The following is a 21,466-nucleotide window of genomic DNA, read 5'->3' as shown; positions in this document are numbered from 1 at the left end:
CCCGGCCTGTCCCGCAGGTCCACGCCGCCCCCTCAGCCGGTCTTCGGGGTGGCGCGGGCGCCCATGTGCACGTACGGGGAGCCGTCGGGCAGCTCGTAGAACACGACGGACGTCCAGTCGGGCGAGCCGGCCATCCGGCAGACGAACGTGACGTCGTCCACGGGCACCAGCTCGCACTCCTCCGGCTCCTTCTGCAGGGCGGCCAGCGCTCCCGTGGCCTCGTACCGCAGCCAGGGCCTCCCGTCGCGCGACGACACCGTGATGCGGGCGCCCACCCGCTCGTAGACGCCGGTGTGGCGGGAGGCGTCCACGTCCGCGTCCTGCTCGGGCGGCTCCGGCTGCCGGGGCATGGCGAGGCCGTCGAGCTCGGCGAACAGCTCCGCGGCCACGGCGCGGGTGAAGGAGCCCGAGTGGCCGCCGTTGGCGGTGACGCACGCGATGGTGCCGGTGCCGGGCACGGCCCAGAGCATGGCGTGCTGGCCGATGGTGTTGCCGCCGTGGGAGATGACGAGCTGCCCGTCCCACTCGTCCAGGATCCAGCCGATGCCCCACTGCTTGCCGAGGGTGTGCGGGTTGGGGATGTCGATCTGCGGCTCCCACATGGCCCGCGGGTCGTCGAGCAGCCCGCCCTCGGCGGCCGTGCGCAGGTGGGCGCCGGCGAAGGCGACCACGTCGGCGGGGCGGGCGCAGATGAGCCCGGCCGGGCCGGCCGAGCGCATGAGCCCCCACGCCGGAGCCGGGGCGCCGCCGTCCACGTGGCCCATCGCGGCGCGGAAGCGCAGCACGTCCTCGGGCAGGGTGCAGGTGTGGGTGAGGCCGAGCGGCTCGACGATCTCCTTCCTGAGCGCGTCGTCCCAGCGGTCGCCGGTCAGGCGCTCCACGACGCGGCCCGCGACGATGAACCCGGAGTTGCAGTAGGACTGGGTGACGCCGAGCGGGTGGTTCTGGGCCAGGTCGGCGCACGCCTCGACGTACTTCTCGACGCAGTCGTCACCGCGGCCGGTGTCGAGGAACAGGTCGCCGTCGATGCCGCTGGTGTGGGAGAGCAGGTGCCTGATGGTGACGGCCTTGGTGACTTCGGCGTCGGCGACCTTGAACTCCGGCAGCACCTCCGCCACGGCGGTGTCCAGCGTCAGGCGGCCGCGCTCGATCAGCCGCATGAGCAGGGTGGCGGTCCACACCTTGGTGACCGAGCCGATCTGGTAGAGCGCGTCCGGGGTCGCCTCGACGCCGGTGGCGGCGTTGAGGGTGCCCGCGGCGAACTCGTGCAGCTCTCCCTCGTGCAGGTACGCCAGCGCCGCGCCGGGCACCTCGTACTGGGCGATCAGCTCGGGGAGCCGCTGACCCATTGCTCCAGCCACGTGATGATCCTTTCGTTGTAGTCGTACCGGTGTGAGGGCCGGCCGTTCAGGATGAACAGGTGACTGGCGCCGGGGTAGCGCACCAGCCGGACGGGCACGCGCCGCTCGCGCAGCGCGGCGAACCACTGCTCCGACTGGCCGACCGGGCAGCGGTCGTCGCTCTCGCCGTGCAGGAGGAGCGTGGGCGTGCCGACCTCGGACACGTACGTGATCGGCGACTGGGCCGCGAGGTCACCGGCCCATTCGTGCACCTTCATCACATACCCCAGGTCCGAGGTGCCGGCCAGGCTGGTCAGGTCGCTCACGCACCCGCCCGGGATCGCGGCCTTGAAGCGGCCGGTGTGGCCCGTCAGCCAGCACGTCATGTAGCCGCCGTAGCTGTAGCCGGTGACGGCCAGCCGGTCGGGGTCGGCGACGTTCTCCTCGATCAGAGCGTCGACGGCGGCGAGGAAGTCCTGGGCGTCGGCCAGCCCCCACGCGCCGACGGCCGCGGTGTAGAAGTCCTCACCGTAGCCGTCGCTGGCGCGCGGGTTGAGCGCGAGCACCGTCCAGCCCCTGGCCGCGAGGGCCTGGTGGTAGAGGTGGAAGCCGTCGAGCACGGGCGCCCAGGCGTTGTGCGGGCCGCCGTGCACGTCGAGCAGGAGCGGGCCGGGGGTGGCGGCGTTCTCGTCCCGGAGCACGAAACCCTCGACGAGGGTGCCGTCGGGGGCGGTGAACGTGCGGCGGGCCGGAGTGAACAGTTCGACGCCGTCGAGCGCGTGGCCGGTGAGCCGCTCCGGGGTCTCTCCCGGCCGGCCGAGGTAGACGTCGCCGGCGCTGTGCGGGGTGGCGGCCACGTACGCGATCCGGCCGGCCGCCACGCTCGCCCCCGACACGCTCGCCTCCTCGGGCACCAGCCGCTCGCCGGTGGCGCGGTAGAGGTGGGAGCAGCCGCGGTCGCGCACGCAGAACATCAGGTCGTCGCCGTCATCGGTGAGCGGCGCGGGGGCCGCGCCGGGGTAGCCGGGGGCGCCGGTCATGACGTTGCGGTCCAGCCCCGTCTCCACCTCCTCGGGCACACCGCCGGGGCTGAGCGTGAAGAGCCGTACGTGCCCGACCGGGCCGCCCCTCACGCCGGTGACGACCAGCCGCTCGCCCGGCCACCACACGCCGGTGCAGATGAGCTCGGGACCGGTCAGCCGCCGCGGCTTCTCGCCGGGCGCCACGGTGTGGACGGCGCCGCCTGCCTCCAGGTCGCGGTCGGCCTCCATGTCCGCGACGAACGCCAGCCGCGTCCCGTCGGGGCTCCACGACGGCTCCCCCGCGAAGAAGTCGCCCTCGGTGACCTGGGCCGTCTCCCCGCTCGCCACCTCCACCACGAACAGGTGGGCGCTCATCCCGCGCAGCAGTCCCGTGCCGTCCGCCTTGTACTCCAGCCGGTCGGTCACCACGGGCGCGTCCGGGTCGGGGGCCTGCCCGCCGGGCCCCACCGGGGCGCTGAACGCGATGCGGGTGCCGTCCGGCGACCATCGCGGCGCCCCCGCTCCCAGCGCCGCCGAGGTGAGCGGGGCCGGCTCGCCGCCGTCCATGGGGAGCAGGTGGATCTGCGGCCTGCCGTCCACGGGCCGCAGGAACGCCAGCGTCCGCCCGTCCGGCGACCACCGGGCCGCGCTCCCGCCGGCCAGCCTGCGCGGCGCGGCGCCGGGGGCGGCGAGCCAGATCTCCGTACGGTTCTCGTCGGCGTCCCGGTCGGCGGTGGTCAGCGTGTACGCGACCGCGCCGCCGTCGGGGCGCAGGCAGGGATCGGAGGGGACGGCGAAGCGGTAGAGATCATCCAGGGTGAGACGCGCCATATCCGAACCGTAGAGCAGCACCATTCCCCCTTCTTCGGACTATCCGACGAACGGCGGGGGTTCCGTTGTGCCCGCGCCCCAAGCAGAGGGCCGCCCGCCCGTGAGCCCGGCGGCGGTCCACGACGGCCGGGCCGGGGTTCGCCCGGCATACTGACCCCTGGTCTACGTGAGGAACCCCATGACGTTCTCCCCTGTGCCCCGCCTCGACGTCACCGAATATCTGGACCGGCTGCCCGTCCCGCTCGCCTACGAGGGCCCTTGTCCCGGTGGCCAGGTCGGCGCGGCGTACGTCCGCTGGCCGGACGGCCACCGGTCGGTGCTCACCCGTGGTCCCGACGTGAGCGAGCTTCTGGAGGTGGCGCGGGCGGCGGGCGTTCCCGCTCCCGCGTACGAGCTGGTCCATCCGCCGCTCGTCGTCCAGGAGCTGCTGCCCGGCGCGCCCGCGCACGCGCCCACGGCGGAGACGGTCCGTTCGATGATCGAGATCAACCGGCGGTGCCGTGGCGTGCTCGCGGGCCGATCCGGCCTGCCGGGGCTCCGGTTGTACCTGCGGGCGGACGGGCCCGGGTTCTGCCTGCACGGGCCGCTGCGCGCCTACGACAGCCGGACGCGGCGGCTGCTCGACGAGGTGGAGGAGATCGGCCAGGCGTTCCCCGACACCCTTGAGGGCGACGATCTGGTGCACACCGACTTCCATCCCGAGAACGTGCTGGTGGACGCGGCGGGGACGGTCACCGGCGTGATCGACTGGGACGGCGCTGTCCGCGGCGACGCCGATCTCGACCTGGTCACGCTCCGTTTCGACCTGGCCGCCCGCGCGCCCCACCTGCTGGCCGACGTCCCTGACCCGCTCGCCGGCACGGCGCTGACCTGCTGGGCGCACATGAGCCTGCGCCTGGTGGACTGGGCCATCCGGCACCACTCCGCCTCCGACGTCACCCGCTGGCTCGACCTGGCCCACCGGCTCAGGCCCAGCTGACCGGCGACGGGCGCACGGGAATAATGTGTTGCCTTCCCGTGCTGATCCACGCACTATGTTCCGCATGTTCCCGCGCGCTCACCTGACGACGCCCGCCCTGCCGGCGGGCGCGTTCGAGCGTGCCTGCGACGGCCTGGAGCGCTGACCTCTTCCCGTTCGTCCTGAAGTGACCCGGCGGGGGGAGGTCGACCGGCCCTGACGGGTCACGAAGCTCGGGAGTCTCAAGAGAGGGAATCATGGCCAAGCAGGCCTATGTGCGCAACAAGCCGCACCTCAACATCGGCACGATGGGCCACGTCGACCACGGCAAGACCACGCTGACCGCAGCGATCACCAAGGTGCTCGCCGCGCGGGGGCAGGCGACGTTCACGCCGTTCGAGCGGATCGACAGGACCCCGGAGGAGGCCTCCAGGGGGATCACGATCAACATCTCGCACGTCGAGTACGAGACCGCCACCAGGCACTACGCGCACGTGGACATGCCGGGGCACGCCGACTACGTGAAGAACATGATCACGGGGGCGGCGCAGCTCGACGGCGCGATCCTCGTCGTGTCCGCGCACGACGGGATCATGCCGCAGACCAGGGAGCACGTGCTGCTCGCCAGGCGGGTCGGCGTCGAGCACCTGGTGGTGGCCGTCAACAAGGCCGACGGCGCCGACCCGGAGCTGCTCGACCTGGTGGAGCTGGAGCTGCAGGACCTGCTCACCGGGCAGGGCTACCACGGCGTCCCGATGGTGCGGGTGTCCGGGCTGCGGGCGCTGGAGGGCGACCCGGTCTGGACGGCTTCGGTCGACGCGCTGCTCACGGCGGTGGACGAGCACATCCCCGTGCCGGTGCGGTACGTCGACGCGCCGTTCCTCATGCCGGTGGAGAACGTGCTGACGGTCACCGGCCGCGGCACGGTCGTCACCGGCGCCATCGAGCGTGGCGCGGTGCGCGTGGGCGACACGGTGGAGGCCGTCGGGTTCGGCGAGGGGTTCGGCGCCGTCGTGACGGGCGTGGAGACGTTCGGCAAGACGATGGAGCGGGGCGAGGCCGGCGACAACGCCGCCGTGCTGCTGCGCGGAGTGCGCCGCGAGCAGGTGCGGCGGGGGATGGTGCTGGCCGAGCCGGGCAGCCAGCGGGCCCGCTCGTCGTTCACCGCCCGCGTCTACCTCCTGACCGCCGAGGAGGGCGGGCGGCGCAGGCCGGTCGTGTCCGGGTACCGGCCGCAGTTCTACGTGCGCACGACCGACGTGCCCGGCGAGCTGGCGCTGCCCGAGCCGGCGCAGCCCGGCGACACGGTCGAGGTGGCGGTGGAGCTGGGCAAGGCGGTGGCGCTGGAGCCCGGGCTCGGCTTCGCGATCCGCGAGGGCGGGCTGACGGTCGGCGCGGGCACGATCCTCACCGTGCCCGCCTGACGACCCCGTCCCGGACCGGCCGGCCTGGTCAGGCTCGGCCGGTCCGGGCCGTCTCGCGGGTGCTCGGCGACGGTGGCCCGGCCTGCCGTCGTCAGGTCCGGGTGCGAGGGCCGGGTCCCGCGGCGTGCGGGACCCGGCCCGCCGGGGTCAGGTCCGGTCGAAGCGGATCCGGAGCGTCGACCGGCGGGCCCGCAGCTCGTACGCGGGCAGCACCCCTGGGCCGCAGGTGGCGGTGCCGATGCCCTGGTGCGCGAGGTCCAGGTGGAGGTGGACGCGGTCGCCCGCCACCAGGTCGGGCCGGTGGCGGGCGCGGGTCAGCGCGTCGTTGCTCCACGGCCGCGCCGTCATCCCGAACACGGGATCCCCCGTGACCCTGAACCCGCCGAAGTCGGCCCACCGCACCTCGGCCCGGTGGCCGTTCTCCTGCGGCTGGACGTACGGCGTCTGGAGCTCGTCGATCGTGGCCGACCAGCGGCCCATGCGGGCGGCCAGCCCGGTGTCCGGGTACGCCTCACCGGGCCCCATCCCGAACCACGTGACCCGGTCGAAGGTGCGGGGCAGCGACATGGTGACGCCGAGCCGCGGGATCGGGTCGCGCCAGTCGCCGGTGGGCTCGATGTCGAGGAGCAGCCGGAGCCCGCCGTCGAACGTCCACCGGTAGGTCGCCCAGATCCCGTGGTCGGTGGCCGCGGGCGCGACCCGGGTGCGCACGGTCAGCTCGTCGCCCTGCTTGACCGCGTCGACCCGGTGGGTGAGCCGGTGCAGGCCGAGCCCGCGCCAGGCGCCTTCGAGCCCGCCGTACCTGTCGTTGTCGGTGGGCGGCCGCCACAGGTCGAGCCGCGGGCCTTCGACGTCGATCCCGAAGAGCCGGACGAGCCGGCCCGAGGCGGCGTCGAACGCGCAGTCGCCGGCGGTGATCTCCGTGCCGCCGTGCACGAGCGCGGCGGCCGGCCGTTCGAAGCGGGCGGGGTGCCGGACGAGCAGCGCCTGACCCCACGCGACCTCGTGGCCGGCCCGCGCCCACGGCTCGTCGCGGGCGAGCACGGCGCGCACGGTCAGCCACCGTTCGCCGTCGGGGCCGCTCGCGCCGGGCACCTTGCACTCGCCGCCGCCGGCGGGCACGTCGAGCCGGTGCTCGGCGACGGTCTCGCCCTCCACCTCCACGGAGGCGACGAACTCCAGGTGGGACAGGTCACGGAAGCCGTATCCGTTGACGATCCGCACGACCCCGTCGCCGAACTCGAACCGGACCGGCTCGAACACCTTCTTCAGGTCGAGCAGCCCGGGGGACGGTGTGCGGTCGGGGAACACGAGCCCGTCGATCACGAAGTTGGAGTCGTGCACGGGCTCGCCGTAGTCGCCGCCGTAGGCGTACTCGTGGTCGGGGTGCTCGAGCCCGTGGTCGATCCACTCCCAGACGAACCCGCCGGCCAGCCGCGGGTAACGCTCGAACAGCTCCTGGTACTCGGCCAGCCCGCCGGGCCCGTTGCCCATGGCGTGGGCGTACTCGCACTGCAGGAACGGCATGGCCCGCCGCCGCGCGTCCTGGCCGGGGTCGTCGAGCGCCTCCTCCTCGTAGCGGCCGATGGCCTCGACCTCGGCGTGGGAGGCGTACATGCGCGAGTAGACGTCGGTGTGCGCGCAGGAACGGTCGCCCTCGTAGTGCAGCGGGCGGGACGGGTCGCGCTCGCGGGTCCAGCCGGCCATGACGGCGAGGTTCCTGCCGACGCCAGCCTCGTTGCCGAGCGACCACATGATGACGCTGGGGTGGTTCTTGTCCCGTTCGACCATGCGGCGCATGCGGTCGAGCAGCGCGTCGGCGTAGCGGGGGTCGTCGGTGGGGTTGCCGTGCCAGCCGACCTGGCCGAAGCCGTGGGTCTCGAGGTCGCACTCGTCGATCACCCACAGGCCCAGCTCGTCGCACAGGTCGAGGAAGGCGGGGTGCGGCGGGTAGTGGCTGGTCCTGACGGCGTTGACGTTGTGCCGCTTCATCAGCAGCACGTCCTCGCGCATCGTCTCGTAGGTGACCGCGCGGCCGTGCCGGGGGTGGAACTCGTGCCGGTTGACGCCCTTGAGCAGCAGCGGGCGGCCGTTGGCGAGGAGCACGCCGTCCGCGATGGAGATCGTCCGGAAGCCGACGCGCAGCTGCACGGACTCGCCGGGGCAGGCCAGCACCGCGTCGTACAGGCGGGGTGTCTCGGCCGTCCACGGCTCCGCCTCGACCGTGATCTCGGCGCCCGGCTCCAGCCCTGCCACGCCGAGCTCGGGAACGCTCAGGGTGCCCTCGCCGTCGAAGCGGAGCGTGCCACGGCCGTCGGCGTAGGAGGCGTGCACGAAGACGTCGGCGGTGGAGCGGGTGAGCGTGACGTCGCGGAAGATGCCCGGCAGCCACCACATGTCCTGGTCTTCCAGGTAGCTCGCGGCCGACCACTGGTGCACGCGCACGGCGAGCACGTTGCGTCCCGGCTTCAGCCACGGGCCGGCGTCGAACTCGGCCGGCACCCTGCTTCCCGTCCAGAAGCCCAGCTCGTGGCCGTTGAGCCAGACCCTGGCGAAGGATTCGGCGCCCTCGAACCGCAGCCGGCCGCCCGTCCACCCCTCGGGCAGGTCGAACGCGCGGCGGTAGTCGCCCGTTGGGTTCTCCCCGGGCACCCGGGGCGGGTCGACGGGGAACGGGTAGGAGACGTTGGTGTAGGCGGGGGCGCCGTGGCCGTGCAGCGGCCAGTGGCTGGGGACGGGCAGGTCGTGCCAGCCGGCGTCGTCGTAGTCGGGCCGGGCGAAGTCGTCGGGGACGTCGGCCGCGGGCGAGAGGCGGAAGCGCCACGTGCCGTTGAGGTCGACGGCTGGGGCGTCGGAACGGAGGGCCGCGCGGGGTTCGAGCAGGCCGGAACCGGGGCGGAAGCTTTCGAGGTCCATCGCCGCCGAGCCTAAGGCTTCGCGGCGGTTTCGTCATTGTCGCGTTGTCTGTCCGGTGCTCGGTTCACGTGCCGGGGCCCAGGTCGTAGACGCGGCGGGCGTTCTCCACGCCGATCATCGAGGCGACCCGCGCCGCCTGGGCGGCCGACCACTCCCCCTCGGCCACGAACCCGCCCAGCACGCGTGCCATCGCCCGCCGCCACAGCAGGGCTCCGAGAAGGTGCAGCTCGGCCGGGCCCCAGGCGTCGGAGGAGAAGAGCACCTTCGAGAACGGCGCCACCTCCAGGCTCTCGGCCACCAGCGCCGTGCTCCGCGCCCCCGTGTGGGTGACGGCGAGCCCCACGTCGAAGAAGACGTTCGGGTACGCCTCCGCCAGCAGCCCCGCGTGCCGGTGGTAGGGGTAGCAGTGCAGCAACATCAGCGGCACCCCGGTGGGCTCGGCCCGCTCGATGAGGCCGCGCAGCAGCAGCGGGTCGGAGCGGCGCAGGTCGATGTCGGGGTCGCCGTAGCCGATGTGGAACTGCAGGGGCAGCCCTCGGTCGAGCCCGGCCCAGATCAGGTGCCGCAGCAGCACGGGATCGTCCAGCCGCCCGCCTCCCCCGGCGAACCAGCGCCCGGCGGCCTCGGCGACCTCCGCGGGCGAGGGCGGGCCGGGGTCGAAGTCGAGGCCGTGCCGGTAGGCGACGATGGTCTTGAGCCCGCGCGCCGTGCGGGTGCGCTCCCACAGGGCCTCCGCGAACCGGCCGGCGAATGCGCCCGCCTCGCATCCGGCGGCGGCGACCTGCTCGGCCACGGTCTCCAGCCGCACCACCTCGTCGGCGGGCGAGCCGCTGGCCTCGGCCATGCCGGCAGGCCCGAGGAGCTCGTCGCCGCGGTAGCCGGTCTCGACGAGGAAGTGCCCGGCGCCGCAGGCCGTCAGCAGCAGCCGGTTGACCTCGCCGGTGCCGAGCCTGGCCCGCCTGGCCAGGTATTCCTCCGGCGCGCAGTGCGGGCCGAGGCCGAGCACGGGCGCGCAGTGGCGCAGGATCGCGTGGCCGAGCTGGGAGTCGAAGCGGGTCATCCACTCGGGAACCGGCCGGTCGGACTCGCCGATCATCTCCTCGAACGCCCTGCGCGGCAGGTCGCGGGTGGTGGCGCCGTGCACGTGGTGGTCGACCAGCGGCAGCTCGTCGATGACCCGCGCGAGGCCGCTGGGCACGAGGTCGAGCTCCATGGACATCGGCGATGTCTCCCAAGGTCAGCGTAGGCGACCAGGATAGGCGAGGCGCCGTGCCCGCCGGGGTTCACGCGCCGCCGTCCGGCGGACGGCCAACGCAAAAGGTCCGGGACGTCCATATATGTCCGGCTTTGTTTGTGGATAAGGTAGAAGATCGTCAATGACAGCAGCGACGTGCCAAGGCAGGGTTGTGAGCCAGGAGACGGGGATGACACCACCGGCGGAGCCTCTCGACGCGGCAGGAAATCAGGAGCTCGGGAGGCTGCTCAAGGGCTACCACGAGGACGTGGCGGCGCTGGAGCGGCTGAACGAACAGGTCACCGCGGTCAGGGGCCGCGGCGAGGCGGCGCAGGGACGCGTGGTCGCCGAGACCTCACAGACCGGCGGGCTCACCGGCCTCACCATCGACCCGCGTGCCATGCGCCTCGGCTCGGACGCGCTGGCGGAGGCCATCCTGGAGGCGGCGGGCGAGGCGGCACGCGACGCCGAGCAGGCGGCGGCCGACCTGGTGACTCCGTTCCTCGCCGGCACGCCGCTGGACGACGGCACGCGGGACGACCCCCGCGGGGGTCGTCGACGTTGAAGCTCAACTTCGGCCGCGCGGGCATCCTCGCTTTCGGGACCCTCGGTCTGGCCGGCTTCGTCTCCCAGATGCTCGCCGTCGACTATCCGAAAGGTGACCCCGCCAAGGCCCGCCAGGCCGCCGCCGTCTGGAGGCGGCTCGCCGACCGCATCGAGCGGAGCCCGCACCGCACCTTCCCCGCGGCCGAGGCCGTCTGGCGGCGCAACGGCGGTGACGGGGTGGACGCCTACAAGCGGGCCGTGACCGCCGATCTGTATCCCGCGGACGAGAGCGCGGGATACGCCGCCAGGCTCGCCCGCCGCTGCCGGCAGAACGCCTCGGCCTGCGAGGAGTTCGCCGACGTGATCGAGGCGGCGCGGCGCACGTACGAGACGCTCGCCATGGCCAACTTCGCCAGCTTCGTCTACATCGCCACCTTTCCCTGGCAGGCGGGAGCGGCGTACCAGGTCACCCAGTTCCTCATGCGCCGGGCGCAGGCGGGCATGCTGGCGAAGCTGCTGGAGCACAGCATCGCCAGGATCGTGCTGAGCAAGCTGACGGAGTACTCCCTCGGCAGCGCCGTCTTCGCGGTCGGCGACGTGTCGGTGGTGGCGGGGGTCAAGGCGCTGCGGGGCGAGGACGTCGGATCGTTCCAGGAGAACGCGACGCGGGCGCTGAAGGAGTTCGCCGCGTCGGTCGCCTTCTACGGCGTGTTCGACGCCGCGGCGCCCCTGATGAAGAGGGTGAGCGCCAACCCCGACGTGCAGTACTTCCTGAGCCGGCTGGCCGGGGGATCGATCGGCTACGGCCCCACGTACGACGTTCTGAGCGGGGAGACGGGCGCCGAGCTCGCCCCCACCTGGAAGGAGACCATCGGCAGGACGCTGGTGTACTTCGCCATGGCTCACAAACCCGCGCGCTGAGAGGACCACATGGAGATCGACCGACCGGGGATCGAATCGTCGGCGGAGGCGTTCGAACTCGAGGCCGGCGAGTTCGCCGCGTTCGTCACGCTGATGGGGGAGGAACTCGACGCCATCGGCGACTTCTGGGGCGACGGCAAGGAGGGCGTGACCTTCTTCAAGGGCCAGGGCGGCGGCATGGGGTACGAAGCGGTCACGGGGCAGGTCATGGAGGGCATCGACGTGTTCCACTCCGCGCACCACGAGATCGCCATGCGGCTGCGGGCGATGTCCGGCAGCGTCACGATGGCCGACTGGGAGAGCGTGGCCGCCCTCCTCCGGGCCCTTCCTCCACCCGACCCCGGCACACCCGTCTGGGGCACGACATAGCCGCCTGGACGTGCCGGTCCCCGGCCCGGTGAAAAGTTGTGGCCATGGGTGACAAGAAGGGCGAAAACTGTTTTAATCCCGCCTAGATGACAAAGGGGCTACATAGCCCCGTGTGACCGTTTTCCTCGAGCGGGAAAGGCGGGTCCGTGCGAGCACCAGGTGGCGAAGTCGTCATCACCGGCGGTCTCGGTTTCATCGGCTCTCATCTCGTGGACGCCTACCTCGCGGCCGGCCACCGCGTACGGATCATCGACTCGAACGCCGGCGCGGTCATCGACGGCGAGGACTACGACGCCGACCCCCGATGCGCCGTCATCCGGGAGCGCGTCGAGGACTACCTGGCCGCGGGCGGCGACTTCGCGGGCGTGGACCGGGTCATCCACGCCGCCTCCTACGTGGGCCCGGCCAGCATCCTGTCCCGGGCGGGACGGCTCGGCCACGACATCATCGGGAGCACCGCGCCGGTCATCGAAGCGTGCATGAACGCCGGGGCGCCGCTGTGCGTGTTCAGCTCCGCCGAGGTGTACGGCCGCAGCGGCGTCCTGGACGAGAAGGACGACATCGTCGTCCCGACGCAGTACAACACGCGCATCGAGTACGCGGTCGCGAAGACCCTGGCCGAGGCGATGGTCTGCAACAGTCGCAGGCACGGGTTGCGCGGGATCGTCATCCGGCCGTTCAACGTGGCCGGGGCGCGGCAGTCGCGGGCCGGCGGGTTCGTGATGCCGACGTTCGTGCAGCAGGCGCTGGCCGGGCGGCCCATCACCGTCTTCGCGGGCGGGGACCAGGTCAGGGCGTTCATCGCGGCGGGCGACCTGACGGGTTTCCTCACCGGGTACATGGACCTGGCGCTGCGGGGCGACGAGGTCATCATCAACGTCGGCAACCCCGCCAACGCCGTCACCATCATGGATCTGGCGGAACGCGTCAAGAGCCTGCTCGCCAGCCCCTCCCCCATCGTCAGGGTGGACGGCAGGAGCGTGCACGGCCCCCACTACGCGGAGGCCGAGTCGTTCCACAAGATCCCCGCGCTCAGGGCGGCCACCGACCTGGGCTGGCGGCCCCGGATCCCGCTCGACGAGCTGATCCTGAGCACCGCCGACTATTACCGTGCCAGAGAGGACCGAAGGGCAGTGAATGCGCCGCTTTGACCGCGTCTTGGTGATCTCCCCCCACGCCGACGACGAGGTTCTGGGCTGCGGCGGCCTGATGGCGGCGCAGGCCGACGCCGGAGCCGAGGTGCACGTCCTGTACCTGGCCGTGGACGGCATGCGCCACTACGGGCTCGACGGGGCCACCACCTACGGCCAGCGCCTCGACGAGATCGAGACCGTGCGCGAGCTGCTCGGCTTCACCTACGAGATCGCGTACGGGGACCGCGGGCTGACCGAGCGGCTCGACACGCTGCCGCGCAGGGAACTGGTCGACCTGTTCGAGCAGGCGCTCAACGAGCGGCGGCCCGACCTGCTGCTGCTGCCCAGCTTCGCCGACTACGACCAGGACCACTGCGCGGTGTTCCACGCCGCCTTCGCCGCGGCCCGGCCGATCGCGCCGCAGTTCGGCAAGTGGCTGGTGCCCAACGTCCTCATGTACGAAATGTCGAAGATCCAGTGGGCATCGGAGCCGATCCCGCGCTCGACGGCGTACTGCGACATCGGCGCCCACCTGCGGAGCAAGCTCGACGCGTTGCGCGGCTACAAGAGCCAGCACCGGCCCTCGCCGCACATCAGGAGCGAGGAGTCGGTGACGGCGCTGGCCACGCTGCGCGGGGCGGAGATCGGCGTCGCCCACGCCGAGGCGTTCGGGGTGCTGAGGGAGGTCCTGTGAAGACGTTCGCGTTCGCCACCGGCATGGAGTTCGCCGCCCCGGCCGTGGACGTGCTGGTCGCGCAGGGCACACCGCCGTCGCTCCTGATCGGCTACCCGCCGCGGCTCAGCCACCGCTCCGGCTACGCGCCGCTGCGCGAGGCGTCGGACAAGCACGGCATCCCGCTGCTGGAGACGGACGACATCAACGACGGCCAGGCCTACGAGCGGGTCAAGGACATGGACCTGTTCGTCATCGCGGGATGGTCGCAGCTCGTCCGCGAGCCGCTGCTGTCGGCCTGCCCGAGGGGGTCGATCGGCCTGCACCCCACCCGGCTGCCCGAGGGGCGGGGACGGGCCGCGCTGCCGTGGACGATCATCAAGCGGCTCGCCACGAGCGCGGTCAGCCTCTTCTTCCTGGACGAGGGCGCCGACACCGGTGACCTGATCGCGCAGCGGGAGTTCACCGTCAGCCGGCGCGACGACGTCACCGCGGTGTACCGCAAGGTCACCGAGATCAACATCGACCTGCTGGCGACGTACATCCCGCTGCTGCTGGACGGGCGGGTGGTGGCGCGGCCGCAGGAGCCCGGCGGGTCGTGGTGGGAGAAACGGCGGCCGGAGGACGGCGTGATCGACTGGTCGCGGCCCGCCTCCGACCTCTATGACTGGGTGCGCGCTCTGGCGGCCCCCTACCCGGGCGCGTTCACGTCCGTGGCGGGACGGCGGCTGTACGTGCACAGCGCCGACCTCATCGAGCACGGCGGGCCGGTCGCCGGGGCGGAGCCCGCGGGCACGGTGCTCGCGCCCGTCTGGTCGACCGGCACCGGCGGGATGCTGGTGGCGTGCGGGTCGGGGCTGCTGGTGGTGCGCGAGGTCCAGTGGGAGGGCGGCGAGCGGCGCGACGCCCTCGACCTGCTGGAGTCGGACGAGCTCGCGGTCGGCGCATGCCTGGGCGCCTGAAGCCGTCCGGCGGCCCGCCCTCCGGCGCGCGGCACCCCGGCGGCGCTGATCCGGAAGGGGACGTGCGGCTGACCGGTGCGGTGATGGCGCATCCCCGGCGCAGGGAGGCGGCCGCCCGGCTGGCCGGGGACGTCCTGGACGTGGTGACCGACCCCGATCCCGCGGGCAGGCCCTCGGCGTTCCGCACCTCGCTGCTGGCCTGGTCGAGCATCCCCGAGCACGCCACTCACCACGTGCTGCTGCACGACGACATGGCCCTGTCCGGCCGGTTCTTCGAGCGCGCCGAACGCGCCGCGCGCGCCATGCCGGGCGCCGCGCTGGCCCTGTTCGCGTTCTGGAACTCGCGCAACGGCGCCGCCGTGCGGATGGGCGCGCTGGCCGGGGCACGCTGGGTGCGCGGGGCGGGCGAGTACACACCGGTGGCGGCGCTGCTGCTGCCCAGGCACGTCGCCGCGGGATACGTGGAATGGGCCGGCGGCCGGGGCGAGACCTGGCCCGACGACGTGCTCATGGGCCGCTACCTGCGCCAGGCCGGGGTGCCGGTGTACGTGGCGGTGCCGAACCTGGCCGAGCACGAGGACCTGGCCAGCCTGGTGGAGAACGACTTCCAGGGGGTGCGCCGCTCCCCGTGCTTCTTCGCCGACGACCCGCCGGCCGATGCCGGCGAGGAGCGGGTGCTCGACCGGCTGCCGGTGATCCCGTTCTTCAAGCGCGGCGTGGCCCAGTGCGCGGTACGCGTGCCGGAGTCCGGCCGGTGGCGGGACCTGCGCTGCGACGACTACCTGGCGGGCCTGGGGATCGACGCGGGCTCGCTGCGGAACCAGGCGGGTGCGGGGCCGCACTTCCCGCTGTGGCTGACGGCGTACACGATGGGGGTGGTCCACCGCGGGCCGCGCGGGGACGCGCGGGTCGTGGACGAGGCGCTGGCCACCATGGGCCCCGGCGGGCTCTGCCACGAGCTCGGGGCGCGCGAGCTCGCCCGGCTGTGGCCCGAGTTGCACGACGTCGCCAGGGCCGGCCTCGAGGCGGGGCTGGCGGGCGCCCCGGCCGTCCTCGCATCACCGGTCGCTCTCGAGCGCTCGGAGGTGGCCGTGAGCGGCGCGGCGACGTTCGTCCGGCAGCACGTGGCGGACGCGCTGGCCGACCGGGGCTTCCGCCTGTCCGGCGGCGACGGGGACGACGAGGGCGACGGGGGCGACGGGGGCGACGCCGGACTCGTGGTGCACGTCTGCGCGCTCGGCTGGGACGCGGACGCGGACCCCGAGGAGGAGGTACGGCTGGCCCGCGCCGCCTTCGCGGGCGGCCGGGGCGGGGTGCTGCTGAGCTCGTGCCACGTCTATCCGGCGCGGAAGTGGGTGGACGAGGAGACGCCCGTCGACCCGGCGGCCACACCCCTGGCCCGGGCCCTCAGCGCCGTCGAGTCGGCCGCTCCGGGCTCCGTGGTGCTGCGGCTCGGCGAGCCGTACGGGCCCGGCATGCCCCAGCGCGGGGCGGTGGCGGAGCTGGTGCTGCGCTCGTCGCTCAACCGTCCGGCGCCCGTCGACGGCCCTCCCGTGCAGCTCGTGCACGTGCGGGACGTGGCTCAGGCGGTCCTGGCGGCCCTGGAGAAGGGCGTCGCGGGGCGGGTGTACAACGTCGCGGGGCGGCGGCGGTGGCGCATGCGGGAGCTGGCCGAGGCGGTGTCCAAGGCGGTGCGGCCGGTTCACATGGAGACGTCGGAGAGTCCCGGCGGGCCGCTGGTCAACGTGGAGCGGGCGGGCGTGGAGCTGGGGTGGCGGGCCGGGGTGACGCTGGACTACGGGCTGCACACGTTCGCGCAGTGGCTGGCGTACGAGAGCGACCGCGCCTGACCCGGCCCCGGAGAGCACCCGCGCCCGGCCCTCACCCGCGGACCACCACCGGCCGCGCGTGCCCGGTCATGGTCATGCGATCGGCCGCCAGCGGAGGATGCCGTCGGGGCCCGCGCCGATGAGGCGGCCGGACGCGGCGGCGAGGACGTTGTGTCCGGCCGCGGGGCCCAGATCCGCCCAGGGCATGTCGTGGCGGTTCACCGATCGGGTGAGGATACGGTCGCCCGCGACGCCGAACAGCCTGCCGTTCATCGCGGCCAGCGTCCCTGGGCCGCTCCCTGGGCCGCTCCCTGGGCCGCTCCCTGGGCCGCTCCCTGGGCCGCTCCCTGGGCCGGTCGTCGCGCCGGGTGCTGGGCCGATCGGGGTCCAGTCGTGAGCGGGGAGCCGCCGGATGGGGAGGTGCCAGAGTTCGTTCGCGGTGGTGACGGCGAACAGTGCCTCGTCGGCGGCGGCCAGTCCGGTGGTGCCCTCGGGTGCCCGGCCGGCGTCCTGCCAGGGTGCGGGGCCCGGCACGGGGTCTCGGTAGCGGATCGTGCCGTCGGGGGCGACGCCGTAGAGACCGGCGGGCGGGCCGCCGTGCGCCTCCCTTGGAGCGGCCAGGGCGATCGCGTCGGTCTCGTCGATCGTTCGCCACGGGAGGTTCTGACCGGAGATATCCCGGTACGCGAGCGTGCCGTCCGCGCAGGCGGCGAAGAGCCGGCCCTCACAACACACCAACGCCCGGACACCACCGGCGCGCGGGGACGAGGCAGCCGGCGTTTCCCCAGGCACGCTCCGGGACCCTGAACCCGGCGTCTCCCCAAGGATGGCCGGGGATTCCCCCGGCACCCCCGACGATCCGCGGGCACGGTCCGGGACGGTCACGGGCCAAGCCTCCGCGGCTGGAGGTCCGGCCCGCACGGGCGCGGGCGGGGTGGGCCGGGGGGCGGGGCCGATCGGTTCCCAGGCGGGTCCGGGCGGGGGTTGGGAGAGGCGGTCGAGGACGTTGCGGGTGATGCGGGCCAGCGCCGGGTCGTGCAGGGTGTTGCCCCAGTTGATGGTGCCCGCGTTGAAGACGGTGCCCGCGCCGAGGCGGTGCACGCTCATGGTGGCCGCCCCGGCCCTGCCGTAGCGGCGCCAGTGGGCGAGGTCGGCGGTGGCGAGCACCACGAGCGACGGAGGCGCGCCGTCGCGGCCGGAGGCCCGGGGAACGCCGTCCACCCAGTCGAGGTCGGCGGCGTCCGTCTCGTAGCCGATCGCCCCCCGCCCGAAGGTGTCGCCGTCGGCCAGCCCGGCGCCCTCGAACACCCAGTGCCCGGCGAAGCGGACGGTGTAGGACTCCTCGGCCATGACCCGCGAGTCGACCCAGCAGCCGGCGCCGTTCCTGAAGGACAGGCCGGTCAGGAGGTTCTCCGGGCGGTTGACGGGTTCGCTGGGCCATTCGACGGTGACGCGGCCCGGGTCGGTGGCGGCCAGCGGGTCGGCGACGGCGTCGCGGTAGCAGACCATGGTCCGCAGGTCGTCCTCGAAACGGACCTGCCACCAGCAGGTGTTGCCGGAGAAGATGGCGATGTTGCCGCCGCGGCGGGCGAACTCCTCGGCCGCGTCCCGCATCTCCCACGACCAGTACTCGTCGTGCCCGTTGACGACCAGCAGCCGGTAGCGGCTCAGCAGGTCGAGACCTCCATGCGGGCCGAGCCCCTCACGAGGGTCGGGGGCCGGGCGGGCGGGGGCGCCGTGCAGGTCGAGGGCCGAGCAGTAGTCGACGGTGTAGCCGGCCGGCGCGAGCCAGCGGAGCAGGCCCAGCTCCCACTCCTCGACCTGCGGCCCGGCTCCCGGCCGGTCGAAGGTGACCTTGACGGCGCGGTCGGGCTGCTCCGACTGGTAGAGGCCCTCGCCGGGGACGCCGGGCCGGTTGTACGCCTCCCAGGTGGGGAACGGGATCGACACCAGAATGGGCGAAGCGGGCACGACACTGCGTACGACGAAATATGCCGAAGTTTCGTGGTAGACGGCTCGGTAGAGCGAGCTGGGCCAGTCCGCCCCGACCTTCAGCGTCCAGTACGGCCCCGGCGCGGCGGCGCCCTCCAGGACGGTCCGCCCGGACGGCACGTCCTCCACCCTGACCGGTCCGCCGCCCTCGCCGAGCAGGCGGAAGCGCAGCGCCTCGCCCTGCGCGCACGACGTCGCCGTGGCGTACAGGCTCATGACCGGGCCTCCCCCACCACCAGCTTCTCCAGGTCGAGCAGGTAACGCTCGGCGTCCGGCGGCGGCAGCAGCGCGGTGTCGGCGTAACACGACACCTCCATCCGGCCGGGCTCGCCGCCGACGTGCACGCGGAAGTCGCAGATGTTGCGGTCCATCGCGTCCGTCCTGGTCACCTCCGTCACCCCTGGTACGGACGCGCGCGGCGCCCCGTCCTCCTGCACGAGCCGCTGGTCGTTGAAGCAGCCGAACGACCTGATCCCCGGCCCGGCGGCGCCGACCGCCTCCGCCATCGCGCGCGGGTCGTACTGGGCCAGCCGGTAGGCGCGCAGCGCGCTCCCCCACGCCTGGCGTACCAGCGCGTCGAACGACTCCGTACGGAGGTCGAGCACCACGAGCGCCTCCTGCGAGATCGTGCCCACCACGTCGCGGCGGCCGGCCGCGAACCGGTTGTTCACGATCACCCGCATCCCGTGGAACCGCTGCCCGGTGAGCCCGCCGGCCAGCCGCATCGCGGCCGCCAGCAGCACGGTGGAGGAGCTGACCCGGTTGCGGGCGGCGACGTCCTGCGCGGCGCCGTCGAGGGCGGGCGAGCGCAGGGTGACCTCCACGAACCGGGGCCGGTCCGGCGGGTGGGACGGCGGCGGGACCGGGTCGAGGCGGGCGTGCTCGGCGAGCCAGGCGGCGATGGTCTCGCGCGACAGGCGCAGGCCCTCGGCCGAGCCCTGCCAGGCGGCCAGTTCCCTGGGGACCGGGCCCTGCGGGGGCGGCAGGGAGTCGCGCAGCAGGAGCAGCCGGAAGTCCTTGGCGACGAGGTCGGCCGCGTGGCCGTCGGCGGCGAGGTGGCTGAGGACCAGGACGACCTGGCGTACGTGTCCTCCCTCCGTCACGAACGCCACCCGCAACGGCCACTCCTCCGCGTACCGGAACGGCACGGCGGCCAGCCGGTCGCACACCTGCTGGGCCGGCTCGTCCCCGGTCACCTCGAAGGCGGGCCGCGCCTCGGGGAAGATCAGCTGCAGCGGCGCGTCGCGCGGTCCGGTGAGCCGGGTGCGCAGGGACTCGTGCCTGGCGACCAGCCGGTCGAGGGCCTGGGCGGCGCGCTCCACGGTGACGGGCCGCTTCCTGGGCGCGTCGAACACGCGGCCGATGGTCAGGTAGTGGTCCTGTGGCTCGGCCGCGAGGACGGCCCGCCAGATGTCCTGCTGGCCCCAGGTGAGGGGGGCGGTGAGCGGCGCGCCGACCGGTTCAGCCATGCCGGGCGGGTCAGCCGTGCAGCCGTACGTAGTCCACCAGCTCGTCGAGGCCGTCCAGGGTGGCAGGTTCGAGCTGCACCCCGAACTCGGCCTCCACCGCGTCGATCAGCCGCAGGTAGGCGAGCGAGGTGACGCCGAGATCGCTCAGCCGGGTCCGCCCGGCCATCACCTCGGCCGGGTCGACCGCGCCGTCCGTGGCCTTGACGATCATGCCGGCGAGCCGCTCGCGGAGCTCTCCATCCATCTGCACCTGGCGAACCCTCCGTGATCGGGGAATCCGCGGCGAGTGTGTCACGCGTTACCAGATGTCGGCAAGCGCCAGAAGGTGAGGGCTTGACGCCTTTGTGCATTTTTTCTAGCGTCAAGCGGCACGACGAAAAAAATTCTGGGGGTGGTTCCGTCGGCCCTTCCAGTCCCCGAACTCCTGTCGTCCCGAGCAGCCGCCGAACCCGAGCACGAAGCGCTCGTCGTCGCCGGTCAGGGAGCCCTGACCCTGCGCGAATGGGACGAGCGTTCCACCGCCGCCGCCCGCGGGCTGCCGGGGCCGCTCCAGGGTGACCGGGTGGCGCTGGTGTTCGGCGGCCAGGACTGGCTGGACTACGCGGTGAGCTGGATGGCCGTGCTGAAGGCGGGCGGCGTGGCGGTGCCGCTGCCGGACCGGGCGGCCCCTCCCGAGCAGGCGTACATGATCCGGCACTGCGGCGCGGCGGCGGTGGTGCACGGCCGCGACGCGCTGCGGGAGCCGCCGGCGGGGCCCACCGTCATCGCCTTCGAGGAGTTGTCACGCCCCTCGGAAGCGCCGCCTCCGCCCGCGATCGACCCGCTCTCGCTCGCCCAGATCCTCTACACCTCCGGCACCACCGGCCGGCCCAAGGGCGTGGCCGCCACCCACGCCAACCTGACCTCCCCGCCCGTGCACCCCAAGCGCCGCCCGTTCGCTCATTCCCGGCATCTAGTGCACGCCTTCCCGATCGGCACGAACGCCGGCCAGGTGATGGTGCTCCACGCGCTCACCGCGGCCCCCACGGTGGTCACGCTGCCGATGTTCACCCCGGCCCGCTTCGCCGCCCTGATCGAGGAGCATGCGGCCGGCACCTGCTTCGTGGTGCCCGCGATGGCGATCGAACTGCTCAACGCCCGCGTCCAGGACCGCCACGACCTGTCGAGCGTGCTCCTGCTCGGCTCGGCCGCCGCCGCGCTCCCGCCGGCCGTGGCCGCCGAGCTCACCGGCGCGTTCCCGAACGCGACCGTGGCCAACTACTACACCTCCACGGAGGCGGCCCCCGCCCAGACCATCATGATCTACGACGGCGACCGGCCCGGCTCGCTCGGCCGCGCCGCGGGCGGGTCGCGGCTCAGGATCGCCGACCCCGCGGGCGAACCCGTACCCGCCGGGACGACCGGCGAGGTGTGGCTGCGCGCGGCGGCCCACCCCCGCGCCTACTACGGCGAGCGGGACGACGCCTTCCGGGACGGCTGGGTGCGCATGGGCGACCTGGGCTACCTCGACGACGAAGGCTACCTGTACCTCGTCGACCGCGACGGCGACGTGATCAAGTCGGGCGCGTTCAAGGTCTCGACGCTGCAGGTCGAGGCCGCGCTGCACGAGCATCCCGCGGTGGCGGACGCGTCGGTGTTCGGCGTGCCGCACCCGGTGATGGGCATGGCGGTGGCCGCGGCGGTGGTGGCCCGCGAGCCGCTGGCGCTCAGCGACGTGCGGTCGTTCCTCGGCGGCCGGCTGGCCGGGCACGCGCTGCCGTCGAAGCTGCTCTGCCTCGACGTCCTGCCGAGGAACGCCGCGGGCAAGGTCATCAAGCGGGAACTGCGCCGTCTGGCAGAGGAGTGAA

At 73.5% G+C, this 21,466-nt stretch carries 17 protein-coding genes; 10 read left to right on the top strand and 7 right to left on the bottom strand.

Features of this window, described 5'->3' with window-relative positions; genetic code table 11:
* Positions 1-32 precede the first annotated feature (32 nt).
* Entirely contained in the window at positions 33-1,361 is a 1,329-nt protein-coding gene (locus tag ABGA98_RS17030) for a serine hydrolase domain-containing protein (RefSeq protein WP_347619273.1), read from the bottom strand.
* Positions 1,325-3,193 (bottom strand): S9 family peptidase, encoded by a 1,869-nt coding sequence (locus ABGA98_RS17025; protein WP_347619272.1) that lies wholly within the window; start codon positions 3,191-3,193, stop codon positions 1,325-1,327. The genes ABGA98_RS17030 and ABGA98_RS17025 overlap by 37 nt, the downstream gene beginning before the upstream one ends.
* 178 nt (positions 3,194-3,371) lie before the next feature.
* Here ABGA98_RS17025 and ABGA98_RS17020 point away from each other — a divergent pair, with 178 nt between their 5' ends.
* The gene (locus ABGA98_RS17020; protein WP_347619271.1) at positions 3,372-4,172 is read left to right on the top strand and encodes an aminoglycoside phosphotransferase family protein; all 801 of its coding nucleotides are present in this window, start codon (positions 3,372-3,374) and stop codon (positions 4,170-4,172) included.
* A 236-nt stretch (positions 4,173-4,408) separates the two neighbouring features.
* On the top strand, positions 4,409-5,575 hold the full coding sequence (gene tuf, locus ABGA98_RS17015) for an elongation factor Tu (RefSeq protein ID WP_347619270.1): 1,167 nt from the start codon (positions 4,409-4,411) through the stop codon (positions 5,573-5,575).
* Between the two features lie 147 nt (positions 5,576-5,722).
* Here tuf and ABGA98_RS17010 read toward each other — a convergent pair whose 3' ends face one another.
* Complete coding sequence (locus tag ABGA98_RS17010) at positions 5,723-8,491, bottom strand: glycoside hydrolase family 2 TIM barrel-domain containing protein (RefSeq protein ID WP_347619269.1); 2,769 nt, start codon at positions 8,489-8,491, stop codon at positions 5,723-5,725.
* Between the two features lie 64 nt (positions 8,492-8,555).
* A complete protein-coding gene (locus ABGA98_RS17005; protein WP_347619268.1) occupies positions 8,556-9,710 on the bottom strand; it encodes an amidohydrolase family protein in 1,155 nt (384 codons plus the stop codon).
* Positions 9,711-9,915: 205 nt separating this feature from the next.
* On the opposite strand from ABGA98_RS17005, the gene ABGA98_RS17000 reads away from it, so the two are divergent.
* The 7 genes from ABGA98_RS17000 (at position 9,916) to ABGA98_RS16970 (ending at position 16,179) form a co-directional block, all read left to right on the top strand.
* The gene (locus ABGA98_RS17000; protein ID WP_347619267.1) at positions 9,916-10,290 is read left to right on the top strand and encodes a YbaB/EbfC family nucleoid-associated protein; all 375 of its coding nucleotides are present in this window, start codon (positions 9,916-9,918) and stop codon (positions 10,288-10,290) included.
* The gene (locus ABGA98_RS16995) at positions 10,287-11,192 is read left to right on the top strand and encodes a hypothetical protein (protein ID WP_347619266.1); all 906 of its coding nucleotides are present in this window, start codon (positions 10,287-10,289) and stop codon (positions 11,190-11,192) included. Before ABGA98_RS17000 ends, ABGA98_RS16995 begins: the two co-directional genes overlap by 4 nt.
* Before the next feature lie 9 nt (positions 11,193-11,201).
* The gene (locus ABGA98_RS16990; protein ID WP_347619265.1) at positions 11,202-11,561 is read left to right on the top strand and encodes a hypothetical protein; all 360 of its coding nucleotides are present in this window, start codon (positions 11,202-11,204) and stop codon (positions 11,559-11,561) included.
* Between the two features lie 146 nt (positions 11,562-11,707).
* Positions 11,708-12,712, top strand: a complete 1,005-nt coding sequence (locus ABGA98_RS16985) for an NAD(P)-dependent oxidoreductase (protein WP_347619264.1) — start codon at positions 11,708-11,710, stop codon at positions 12,710-12,712.
* The gene (locus ABGA98_RS16980; protein ID WP_347619263.1) at positions 12,699-13,388 is read left to right on the top strand and encodes a PIG-L family deacetylase; all 690 of its coding nucleotides are present in this window, start codon (positions 12,699-12,701) and stop codon (positions 13,386-13,388) included. Before ABGA98_RS16985 ends, ABGA98_RS16980 begins: the two co-directional genes overlap by 14 nt.
* Positions 13,385-14,329: a methionyl-tRNA formyltransferase gene (locus ABGA98_RS16975; protein ID WP_347619262.1), complete on the top strand. Its 945-nt coding sequence runs from the start codon at positions 13,385-13,387 to the stop codon at positions 14,327-14,329. The genes ABGA98_RS16980 and ABGA98_RS16975 overlap by 4 nt, the downstream gene beginning before the upstream one ends.
* A complete protein-coding gene (locus ABGA98_RS16970; RefSeq protein ID WP_347619261.1) occupies positions 14,314-16,179 on the top strand; it encodes an NAD-dependent epimerase/dehydratase family protein in 1,866 nt (621 codons plus the stop codon). Before ABGA98_RS16975 ends, ABGA98_RS16970 begins: the two co-directional genes overlap by 16 nt.
* A gap of 72 nt (positions 16,180-16,251) precedes the next feature.
* On the opposite strand, the gene ABGA98_RS16965 is transcribed toward ABGA98_RS16970, so the two are convergent.
* Genes ABGA98_RS16965 through ABGA98_RS16955 form a run of 3 tightly spaced genes read right to left on the bottom strand, consistent with a single transcriptional unit; the run spans position 16,252 to position 19,863 of the window.
* Complete coding sequence (locus tag ABGA98_RS16965) at positions 16,252-18,366, bottom strand: N,N-dimethylformamidase beta subunit family domain-containing protein (protein ID WP_347619260.1); 2,115 nt, start codon at positions 18,364-18,366, stop codon at positions 16,252-16,254.
* A complete protein-coding gene (locus ABGA98_RS16960; protein WP_347619259.1) occupies positions 18,363-19,619 on the bottom strand; it encodes a condensation domain-containing protein in 1,257 nt (418 codons plus the stop codon). The genes ABGA98_RS16965 and ABGA98_RS16960 overlap by 4 nt, the downstream gene beginning before the upstream one ends.
* A gap of 10 nt (positions 19,620-19,629) precedes the next feature.
* Complete coding sequence (locus ABGA98_RS16955; RefSeq protein ID WP_347619463.1) at positions 19,630-19,863, bottom strand: acyl carrier protein; 234 nt, start codon at positions 19,861-19,863, stop codon at positions 19,630-19,632.
* 147 nt (positions 19,864-20,010) lie between these two features.
* Here ABGA98_RS16955 and ABGA98_RS16950 point away from each other — a divergent pair, with 147 nt between their 5' ends.
* Positions 20,011-21,465, top strand: a complete 1,455-nt coding sequence (locus ABGA98_RS16950; protein WP_347619258.1) for an AMP-binding protein — start codon at positions 20,011-20,013, stop codon at positions 21,463-21,465.
* Position 21,466 lies beyond the last annotated feature (1 nt).

Source organism: Nonomuraea sp. B1E8, assembly GCF_039871515.1.
Lineage (GTDB): Bacteria > Actinomycetota > Actinomycetes > Streptosporangiales > Streptosporangiaceae > Nonomuraea.
This window is presented reverse-complemented; position numbering and strand designations above follow the sequence as displayed.